The sequence below is a fragment of the Kaarinaea lacus genome, assembly GCF_975902315.1.
Genome location: NZ_CDLKIE010000516.1, coordinates 1 through 10,069, shown reverse-complemented (window position 1 = coordinate 10,069; position 10,069 = coordinate 1). Strand labels below are relative to the sequence as shown.

Sequence of the window (10,069 nt, the reverse complement as noted above, 5' to 3'; positions counted from 1 at the left end):
GTACGACTCTACGGCCAGTATAGCTGTGTACTTTGCCATCGGGTAATGACGGTCGTCAATGAATTGTACAAATGGCAGCCGTTGTTGTAACGGCTCGCGATAGGTTTCCCAACCGGTACCGATACCCACCCAGTTCTGCGCCAGATCAGCCACGGTAACGTCGGCTGGAAAAATTATAGCTTCCGGCGCACACTCGACCACTACTGTTGATTCTGGAGCACGCCTGAATTGTCCCCAATACACTTCACTCATACGGGCATCAATAGCCACCAATAAATGACTATGATCCGTTCCCTGTGCAATAGTGGCCAGCGTCGATACGGGTACGACGGGCAGGTCTCCACCAAATGCAATACCCTGCGTTACACCCGCCGCAATTCGCACGCCGATGAACGATCCCGGGCCACGACCAAACGCCACTGCATCCAGCTGATTCACTGAAATTTGCGCATTTGCCATTAGCTCATCGACCATTCCCAGGATGAGACTACCATGTTCGCGCGGCGCGACCTGGTAACGCTGCTCAATTTCCCCATCAATATATAATGCCGCGGAGCAGGCTTCAGTCGCAGTTTCAATGGCGAGTAGTTTCATAATGTTTCGTCAGGAAAGCTCTACAAGCTTCATCTCGGAAAAAAACTGCTCCACATGGGAAACATCGCTGGTCATATCCATGTCCGGCAGATTTTTCAGGAAGATTTTTCCGTATGGCTTGGATTTCAAGCGCGGATCACACAACATCAATACACCACGATCGTCGACGTCCCGAATTAAACGGCCTACTCCCTGTTTCAGGGCGATAACCGCTTCCGGAATCTGGTAGTCAAAAAACGGGTTTTGCCCCTGTTCACGCATAGATTGAATACGCGCCTGTAACAGGGGTTCATCCGGTGACGCAAAAGGTAACTTGTCAATAATAACACAGGAAAGCGCACTACCCTTCACATCCACGCCTTCCCAAAAACTGCTGGTTCCCACCAGGACCGCGTTACCCAGACTGCGAAACTGGTTTAACAATTCAGTTCGCGGTTGTGTACCCTGGACCAATAAGGGGAAATCTATTGACTGGCCCAGTTGCTTTGCCACTTCGTTCAGCGCACGATAACTGGTTACCAGGATAAATGTCCTGCCTTCGCAGGCATTAATCACGGGAATTGCCGCATTGACGACTGCGCCGGTATATTGTCGTGTATTAGGTTCCGGTAAACCGGTCGGTAAATAAAGCAGGCTTTGCGTATGGTAATCGAACGGACTATCCCATTGCTTCGTGTGTGCCGATTCGATTCCCAGGTTCGAAGCAAAGTAATTGAAGCTCTTGCCTACCGCAAGCGTCGCCGATGTAAAAATCCAGGCGGCATCATGATTGCTGATATGATCATGAAAGGTTTCGGATATGCTGGTGGGACTCATGTGCAACACAAAACCACGTTGCCTGGTCTCATACCAACGGATGTACTGGTTAGCATCCAGCGCTAAACCTTCATCTTCAGCTTCGACACCAATATCATCTAAAAAATAATCCACTCGCATCATTTGCTGCCGCACCCGTTGCCAGCATTTTTCAATGCCGGCACTGCGCGCAAGATGATGTTTTAATAATCTCTCCAGCGCATGCAAACTGGTGCGTATATCATGCAACGCATCCAGGATATCTTCATTATTCTCCAGCTTACTCCAGGGAGCACGTCGTTCAGTGTCGCCCAGCAACAGGCGAAAATCCCTGGTAACTTTCTCCAGGCGGTCGGTTTTATCCTGAATCGTGCCTTCATCCGCCGCTTCCTGCAGTACTTCGTTTAGCGCATCTTTGGCGATATCGAGTAACTGCCGGCTGCTTAACGACAAGCCAAAAAACTGGGTTGCCACATCCGCCAATTGATGAGCTTCATCAAAAATAAACCCTTCGGCTCCAGGCAGAATTTCTCCAAAGCCTTCATCCCGCAAAGCGAGGTCTGCGAAAAATAAGTGATGATTGATAACCAGTATGTCAGCTTGTTGAGCCTGCTGTCGCGCTTTTAGCACGTAGCATTCTTTTACGTCAGGGCATTCCATACCTAAACAGTTGTCGGGAGTCGACGTAGCCTGGGACCAGATGAATGCATCTTCTGCCACTGCATCACACTCGGAGATATCTCCTGAACTGGTCGTTTGCAACCAGGATTCAACAGCGCGAAGTTGCTCGAGTTGCTGCAAGCTGTATCGACCATCCTTGAGCTTGTTTTCAATCCGGTACAAGCATGCGTAGTTCGCCCGCCCTTTTAACAGGGCTGTGGAAACAGGAATACCTAACGCGCGCCGTACCTGTGGTAAATCACGAAAGAAGAGCTGATCCTGAAGATTTTTAGTGCCGGTGGATATGATGATTTTTTTACCGCTTAATAGAGCGGGAACCAGATAAGCCACTGTTTTGCCTGTGCCGGTGCCGGCTTCAGCAATAAGCACTTCAGCAAAATTCAGTGCTTCAGCAATTTCCTGCGCCATTTGTTGCTGTTGTATCCGTGGCGCAAATCCATCGATGGTTTGTTCTAGTGGGCCGTTTTTACCTAATAATTCAGAAATGGATTGCATATAGCATCGAGTAACATGATTAATCCGGCAACTGGAGCCGGAATAAAAGATCGGTCTACCGCCCCTTCTATTTTTTTAATGGGATTTGATGGGCTATTGTAGCCCTGTCGATGGACAGGCTCAACGGATATAAGGGCGCCGTTGTCGGACTTGCTGAATTAACTCCGCGTTTTGCTCTTTTAAATGCCAATCGCCCTGCGCCAGAGTACTGGATTTTGCCGCCAGGCTTTCGGCCAGAGAATATTGACCTTGCTGAAAACGAATCACTGCAAGTCGGTGCCATAAACGGGCATTCCTGGGCTCAATGCGAAGCGCGCGCTCCAGCGTCGCCGCGGCTTTTTCCGGGCTACCCATTTGCTCCTGTTTTGACGCTTGATCAAGCAACGCAAGTACCGTGCGACTGGTGGACGTTGATTCGTTGGAGTAAGTAGGCGGGCGTTCCAGTGGCTCCCTGCGTTGCGACTCATCATCACCGCTCATGGTTTCATCACCGGACTGAGCTTCGGGAAATTCATACACCGGCGTGGGACGACGCACGGAATCGTCTATTTCCGCGCTGCTGGTAATATCAGGCGTGGGTAGTGGCGTCATATCGGGAGTGCTGGCACATCCCGTCAACACCAGCATTCCAGCTGCCATTAACCACAACCACGATTTTTCAAATTGAGGGATTACCATCACGTATCTCATCATCCAGTGTATTAGAACAACTCTCGCAACCACCTAAATCCTTTTCCTCCTTTCTCATCGGAGCACGGTGAGGATTCTGTAGGTGCCGAGCCAATAATAAAGGGTAATTCTATCGTTTCTTCACAACCAAACCCACTCCGAAGGCCTGTCTTAGCATCAATTTTGACCATTTCGATATTAGGGGGTTGCATCTCCAAGCCGGAGACCAGGCTAATTTGCTTGAAGATATCAACCCAGATGCGCAATGCACCGGAAGATCCGGTTAATCCCGTTGTTTCATTGTTATCCATACCGACCCAAACGATTCCCAGTTTGTCACCAGAAAATCCGGCAAACCAGCTGTCCCGCAGATCATTACTGGTCCCGGTTTTGCTGGCGACGACCAAATCTTCCGGCAATGTTCGATACATACCGCGACCAGTCCCGTAGCGAGCGGCGACACGCATGGCATGGTTAACCAGGTAAATTGGCGTTGCATCATAAACTTGCTGTATCGATAACGGATAGCGCTGCAAGGGTTCGCCTTTCGCAGTGAGCACTTCGCGAATTGCACGCAAGGGCGTTCGAAAACCACCTGAGGCCAGGGTATGGTAGACCTGCGCCACTTCCCAGGGAGATAACGCCAGCGCTCCCAGTAACAATGATGGATAAGGTTTTATGTTCCGTTCTACGCCAAGCCGTTTCAATGTCTCAATGATTTGCGGTAATCCCACTTCCATACCCAGGCGTGCTGTCGACAAATTATAGGAATTTGCCAGGGCCATTACCAACGGCACCATGCCATGGCTTTTTTTATCAAAATTTTGCGGTTCCCACTGATCACCATTTTCAAGTTCAAGTGTTATTGGGCCATCATCAAGCAAGGTCGCCAGAGTATATTGTTCCGGATTAGACAGGGCTGTGAGGTAGACACTGGGTTTTACCAAAGAACCAATGGGACGCACCGCATCCAGCGCGCGATTAAATCCGGCAAAGCGAGGATTCCTCCCGCCCACCATTGACAGCACTTCCCCCGTCTCTATACCTATCACTACAGATGCCGCCTGCAACTCGGCTATGTCAGTGTCCCGCGATTTACCTAGCTGGTTTAACCGCCTGGTAAACGCCTTTTCGCTTTCTGTTTGTATCAGCGGATCAAAAGTAGTAAATATCTGCAGCCCTTCTGAATTCAGGTCGTCTTCACGGTAATCCCGTTTTAATTGCCGCCTCACTAAATCCATAAAAGCGGGATAAGAGGTAACACCACTTTTAGCGCGCTTGGTAACGCCTAGCCCTTTTGCTTTAGCAGACAATGCCTCGTGTTTGGAAATCTCCCCTTCGTTCTCCAGTAAATCAATCACCAGGTTACGTCGATCCATGGCCCGCTTGACAAAACGGCGCGGATTATAAAATGAAGCACCCTTTACCATGGCGACTAACAGGGCAATCTCCTCCAGCTTCAGGTTATTGACAGGTTTGTCGAAATAGAACCGGCTTGCCAGACCGAAACCGTGGATGGCGCGCCGACCGTCCTGTCCCAGGTATATTTCATTCAGGTAAGCTTCCAGTATTTCGTCTTTTTCATAATGATGTTCAAGCAACAAGGCCATAATGGCTTCATTAATCTTGCGCGTAATGGTTCGCTCATTGGAAAGAAAAAAGTTTTTAACCAGTTGCTGCGTCAAGGTGCTACCACCTTGAACAGTACCACCGGCTCGAATATTGGCTAAGAATGCCCGCAAGATCGAGCGGACCGAAACGCCCCCGTGCGTATAGAAGTTACGGTCTTCAACCAGCATCAAAGCCTTGGTTAATAATGGGGGCACTTCATCGAGTTGCACCAGCACCCGATCTTCCGTATGCGAGGGATAAATACGACCGATCACAGCGGGATCAAATCTCACCAAAGGCACCGCATCGCCGGTTTTATCGTGATCCACTCTCAACACCTGGCGATGACGAAACTCAACGCGTAATGGAACTGACAGTTCGGGACTATCCCAGAAAATGAAGTCGCGGGTAACCACGTTAAAATTATTACCATTGCGCCAATAACTGCCGGGGCGCGACGGTATGTTGGTTTTATTGTAAGCCAGCACCAGCAATTCATTCTCGAATTGATCGGCGGTTAAAGGCGCACCAGGATAAAGTTCCAGGGGGCGGGCATAAACCCGGGCCGGGATTGACCAGCGCTTACCTTCGAACTGGGTCCTGATACTGAAATCAAGATAAAAGACATATACACCAAACAGGACAGTAAATATTGCACCCGCCAATACCACCCAGCGCATTCGTGCCCAGGTAAATATTTTCCCTGATGTTCTTTTGCTACGTCGCGAGCGTCTTGCCATAAAAGGGATATATGAAAGGATTGTTAAGAATTACTTCAGGATACTTCATTATTCAACTAGTCGTTATGTCATATTAATCAATATTGATGGGTCGCACCAGCTTAACCGGAGTTGAGCTACCGGGTACACTGAAAGCAATACTATTTTCTTGAACTGGTCGACACTTTCTAGCCGTGCCTTCAAACATCATACCGGGCTCCCGGAATTTAGCAGCTCGTAATTCATAAGCGCCTATTTCGCAACAATTTTGTAAATCTCACCCTGTAAGTGTATCAGGTAAACTTCGCCATCGTTGCCTTCAGCAAAGGAAGCAATATTCAAACCAGTATCAAGTAACTTGAACGATTGATAGTTGCCAGCGCCCTGGTCTTTGGCACCCCAGACCGATCCTGAACAATAGTCGCCATACATATATATACCCTGCAGATTTGAAATGCTGCTTCCACGATATACGTAGCCACCCGTTATGGAGCAACCTTCATCGTGATCATATTCAATCACAGGATCAATATAGGAAGAATCTTCGCAGCGTGCTGACTTATAGCAATGCGTGCCTTCTTTTCCATTCCATCCTAAATTTCCCGGCTTTGTTACTACGTTGACTTCCTCCCAACTGTTTTGTCCAACATCAGCCACCCATAACTGGTCTGTTTCACGATCAAATGACCAACGCCAGGGATTTCTTAGTCCCCACAGGTAAATTTCCGGTCTTCCCTGCCTGTTATTCACAAATGGATTAGAAGGCGGTATACCATAGGGCTCCCCGTTGTCGACATCAATTCTTAACATTGAACCCAACAGCGTTTGCGTATTTTGTCCATGATCTTTAGGGTCACCACCCCAACCTCCATCACCCAGCCCAATATACAGGTAACCATCCTTGCCAAATAAAATGTTGCCGCCATTGTGATTAGAATAAGGTTGTTCAACTTTAAGCAGGTGCTTTTCCGATTGAGGGGATAACGACTTACCCTTATCCTGAGCTTTAAATCGACTTATATAGGATACCAGGCCACCATCATCCCCGGTGTAAGATAAATACACATAACCATTAGTTTGATACCGAGGATGAAATGCCATGCCCAACAGGCCTGCTTCATTAGGGCTGGCGTCAACACGATCAGTTATATCGATAAAGACACTGGCTTGTGATGCATCAGGTTTATTTTCGACACGTAACACTCGGCCAGCTTTTTCCACTACATACCAATATTGGTCATCACCCGGCGCCTGTACCATAAATACGATGGCATTCAAAGGCAGGTCTTTAAACATACGTTGCAATTTAACCGCAGGAGCGGACACAGCACTTGGCGCAACGCCAGCATGCTTTGAAGTTGCTTTATTTTTATCAGCACAGCTGGACAGAAATGTGCCGGCGATAATAATAACCAATACGAACACGCGACAGGGATTCATGGCGTTCTTCACGAGGTACTCTTCATAGAGCTGCATTGCATAAGTGTCATGATAGTGCTGCTTTATTTCACGGAAAAATGACTGTTCACCGGTTTAACGGCCTGCGCCATACTAACACAGTCTCGGATAGCGTTAGTAATTGTTAGATCCTTGTGGATATTAGCATTGAGCATCGCATAATAAAGTTGCGTAAAAAGTAACCGACGACTAAACTGGTCGACCCTTAAGACAAGCAGCTTTTTAATGGAAAATTGCACAAAAACCAACCCTTATAAAGTGAGTTTCTTTTTATGCTAGCGGATAAATTTGCACCCTTAAAGAACATGGAGCAATTCACCAACGACATGTTCAATCGTATTATAGCGTTTCAGGAAAAAGATCATCCTGCCTGGAATGAAAACCTGGCGTTCTCAGCCCGAATAAAAGGATTACCTTTGCATAACCTGATATTCAGCAATCCTGATCGGGATCCTAAGCTCTATGGTCCGACCATCGCGGCATACTACCCATTACGGGAAGAAATGCAGAAACTCTTCGCTTACGCAAAACAGATATCTGACAATCCGGTGGTCTACGACTGGTATCCCGGTAATGGCTTCATCGGAAGTTTACTGGCCCGGGAAGGACTCTCGGTAACCGGCATTAAAGGCAATGTCGAAAAAGACAACCAGATCAAATCATTTTTCGACAAGGATTGTTATCGATTCGCCGATCGTAACAACATCAGTGAATCCTGCGATCTCATCCTCGCATCCTGGATGCCACCGCAAGTGAATCCAACGATAGAATTACTTCCGCTAAACCCCAGGCTTATTGCCTATGTCTATACCGAACACAGGGACGAAAGCAACAACCAGCGGCAAACAGGTACCGATGACATGTTCGATACACTGGACAAAGATTATATTTTGATTGATTCCTGGAGTTTTCATCGTCCGTTAAACCTGCTTCATGAAATCTGGCCTGACATGACCCCCAGCATCGAAGAGACACGAATAACCCGGGTTTACGCCGCCAGGGATACAACCGTCAAAAAAATTGAAGTGATTAAGACAGAATCGCCTTATGACTGGGAACAGGATTTACAGATGGCGCTACTGGCATTAGAAGCCAAACAACAACTTCGATCTCGCGGCATGAATATCTAGCGTGCACTCATTACCACCCATATCGATTTGCACTACCGACAATACACATCGTGACATTGCATTGTCACTCGCAGATCGATTGCAGGTGCCACTGCTTGAATCATGCGAGGATGCTGCGTCCCTGCCCTATTTACTGACTATCGCCAACCATACAGCCTGTGAATATCAACTGGAACTGCGCTTCCCTACCGAAAAACTTTCGCCCATCGTCGTTGACTTTCAAAACCAGCGCCTGTTATACCGGCAAAAATTTGGGGGTGGTCGCCAGCAGCCCATTGCGCGCGCATTAGGTTTGAAAAAAGCTATTTCTCCTTTTGTAGTCGACGCGACCGCAGGCCTGGGTCGTGATGCGTTTATCCTGGCCACGCTGGGTTGTCGTGTACACATGATAGAACGAAATCCGATAATTCATGCATTACTGGAAGACGGATTAAGACGCCTGGCCCGCGCTGAGATAAATACGATAACTGGCTCCCGCACACTGGATTTAAGCTATTCAGAAAGCCGTGAATGGCTGCTTAATGCGAAGCAAGCTATCGATATCGTATACCTGGATCCCATGTACCCACACCGGAGTAAAAGTGCTCTGGTGAAAAAGGAAATGCGCATACTACGCAAGCTGGTCGGTGATGATCTCGATGTCGCAGCATTACTCGACACAGCACTGCGCATCGCCAGACAAAGAGTGGTCGTTAAAAGGCCCAAAGCAGCACCACCCATTGGTTCAAACCCACCGAGCCACTGCGTCGAATCCAAAAATACCCGCTTTGATGTTTACTTAACGCACATTCAAGACTTACCCAAACCAGCGGCAAAACCCTGATCGAGCACTAATACAGGCTCTACTGGTGACAACGAGAATGTTGCCTGCCAATTAGTGGATGGACAGTAAATATTAAATTGAGTGAGGTAGAAAATAGAACAAACTGTGCAGCCCATTGGGAACCGGGTACTGCACAGTTTGTTAAGTGTTACAGTGTATGGAGGAATCTCCGTTTACTGGTTATCAGGCCGCTTCAACAGTCAGGTTTAAAGCGTCCATCAATTCGCTTGCACCAAATGGTTTGGTCAAGCATTTTTCAGCCCCTGCATCCACAACCGCTTCGACGGTACCATTACCGGGGAATCCCGTCATACCAATCACACGGATAGAGCGAGTTGCTGGTGTTTCTTTAATAAAACGGCAAACTTCAATACCATCAATACCTGGCATACGAATATCCAGTAAAATAACATCGGGATTAAAGCTATGAATTTTACTACCTGCCGCAAAACCATTTTTTGCTGTTTCGAGTTCTATTTCGTCATCGATGTTTTTGATAACGTCTCGCAAAGTTGAAACAAACTCATCGTTATCATCTACGATTAGAATACGAATTTTTTCGTTTTCCGGACGAAACAGGGTCAGCCCGCGTTCTTTTGCGAAGCGTTCCACTTCTTCCATGGTAAAACGACGATGACCGCCCGCTGTCAACATTGCATCCAGCATGCCTTTTTGAGCCCACTGCCGAACAGTGACTGGGGATACCATCAATAGATCTGCAACTTCATTTGGAGCTAAATATGCTTTTGTGTTCATACTAATCAACCTTCATTGTTTGCTTAGTTAATATTAATTTTACTTACCCTGTTTTCCCCATTGCACACGTCCATTGCCTGGACAATTTTTATATCTTAATATTTGCTTTGTACTCTATAGCACTACTACTACATTACTTTTTACTAACGAATTTTTACTTTGTACCGCTGCTTACTCCAGCCATGCACCTTGTCGTGCGCTTCAATGTATACAACGCTGGCATCGGCAGGAATTTTCACGTCACCCAGGCTTCGGGTGAACGGTTGTTCATCGACATGTGGATGGTAAAGGGTTCTGGTTCCCAGCTCCTTACCATCCTCCGTTACCACTCGCCATGC

9 protein-coding genes are annotated in these 10,069 nt (G+C 47.5%); 2 read left to right on the top strand and 7 right to left on the bottom strand.

All coding sequences use genetic code 11. The features are described 5' to 3' along the window. The 5 genes from tsaB to ACWVCM_RS16070 all read right to left on the bottom strand — a co-directional run. Positions 1 to 594 (bottom strand): tRNA (adenosine(37)-N6)-threonylcarbamoyltransferase complex dimerization subunit type 1 TsaB (tsaB, locus tag ACWVCM_RS16090; protein ID WP_455202788.1); only part of this gene is annotated, 594 nt, incomplete at its 3' end. A 9-nt stretch (positions 595 to 603) separates the two neighbouring features. Continuing rightward, positions 604 to 2,565 (bottom strand): ATP-dependent DNA helicase, encoded by a 1,962-nt coding sequence (locus ACWVCM_RS16085; RefSeq protein ID WP_455202787.1) that lies wholly within the window; start codon positions 2,563 to 2,565, stop codon positions 604 to 606. A gap of 120 nt (positions 2,566 to 2,685) precedes the next feature. Further along, on the bottom strand, positions 2,686 to 3,243 hold the full coding sequence (locus ACWVCM_RS16080; protein WP_455202786.1) for a tetratricopeptide repeat protein: 558 nt from the start codon (positions 3,241 to 3,243) through the stop codon (positions 2,686 to 2,688). Positions 3,244 to 3,266: 23 nt separating this feature from the next. Next, positions 3,267 to 5,585 carry a penicillin-binding protein 1B gene (gene mrcB / locus ACWVCM_RS16075; RefSeq protein WP_455202785.1) on the bottom strand — a complete coding sequence of 773 codons (2,319 nt, stop codon included), beginning with the start codon at positions 5,583 to 5,585 and terminating at the stop codon, positions 3,267 to 3,269. 231 nt (positions 5,586 to 5,816) lie between these two features. Next, positions 5,817 to 7,016, bottom strand: coding sequence for a PQQ-dependent sugar dehydrogenase (locus ACWVCM_RS16070; protein ID WP_455202784.1), 1,200 nt, complete (start codon positions 7,014 to 7,016; stop codon positions 5,817 to 5,819). A 278-nt stretch (positions 7,017 to 7,294) separates the two neighbouring features. Between ACWVCM_RS16070 and ACWVCM_RS16065 the strand changes: the two genes are divergently transcribed. Together ACWVCM_RS16065 and ACWVCM_RS16060 are read left to right on the top strand one after the other, a co-directional pair. After that, entirely contained in the window at positions 7,295 to 8,152 is an 858-nt protein-coding gene (locus tag ACWVCM_RS16065) for a hypothetical protein (RefSeq protein WP_455202783.1), read from the top strand. Position 8,153: 1 nt separating this feature from the next. Next, on the top strand, positions 8,154 to 8,975 hold the full coding sequence (locus ACWVCM_RS16060) for a class I SAM-dependent methyltransferase (RefSeq protein WP_455202782.1): 822 nt from the start codon (positions 8,154 to 8,156) through the stop codon (positions 8,973 to 8,975). Between the two features lie 183 nt (positions 8,976 to 9,158). Here ACWVCM_RS16060 and ACWVCM_RS16055 read toward each other — a convergent pair whose 3' ends face one another. Further along, the gene (locus ACWVCM_RS16055) at positions 9,159 to 9,731 is read right to left on the bottom strand and encodes a response regulator (RefSeq protein ID WP_455202781.1); all 573 of its coding nucleotides are present in this window, start codon (positions 9,729 to 9,731) and stop codon (positions 9,159 to 9,161) included. Between the two features lie 143 nt (positions 9,732 to 9,874). Then, the coding region (locus tag ACWVCM_RS16050) for a hypothetical protein (RefSeq protein ID WP_455202780.1) at positions 9,875 to 10,069 on the bottom strand (195 nt) is incomplete at its 5' end.

Coding starts and splice junctions, on each gene's coding strand:
- ACWVCM_RS16080 (WP_455202786.1), bottom strand. CDS start 3,243: ATGGTAATCCCTCAATTTGAAAAATCGTGGTTGTGGTTAATGGCAGCT.
- ACWVCM_RS16055 (WP_455202781.1), bottom strand. CDS start 9,731: ATGAACACAAAAGCATATTTAGCTCCAAATGAAGTTGCAGATCTATTG.
- ACWVCM_RS16065 (WP_455202783.1), top strand. CDS start 7,295: ATGCTAGCGGATAAATTTGCACCCTTAAAGAACATGGAGCAATTCACC.
- ACWVCM_RS16085 (WP_455202787.1), bottom strand. CDS start 2,565: ATGCAATCCATTTCTGAATTATTAGGTAAAAACGGCCCACTAGAACAA.
- mrcB (WP_455202785.1), bottom strand. CDS start 5,585: ATGGCAAGACGCTCGCGACGTAGCAAAAGAACATCAGGGAAAATATTT.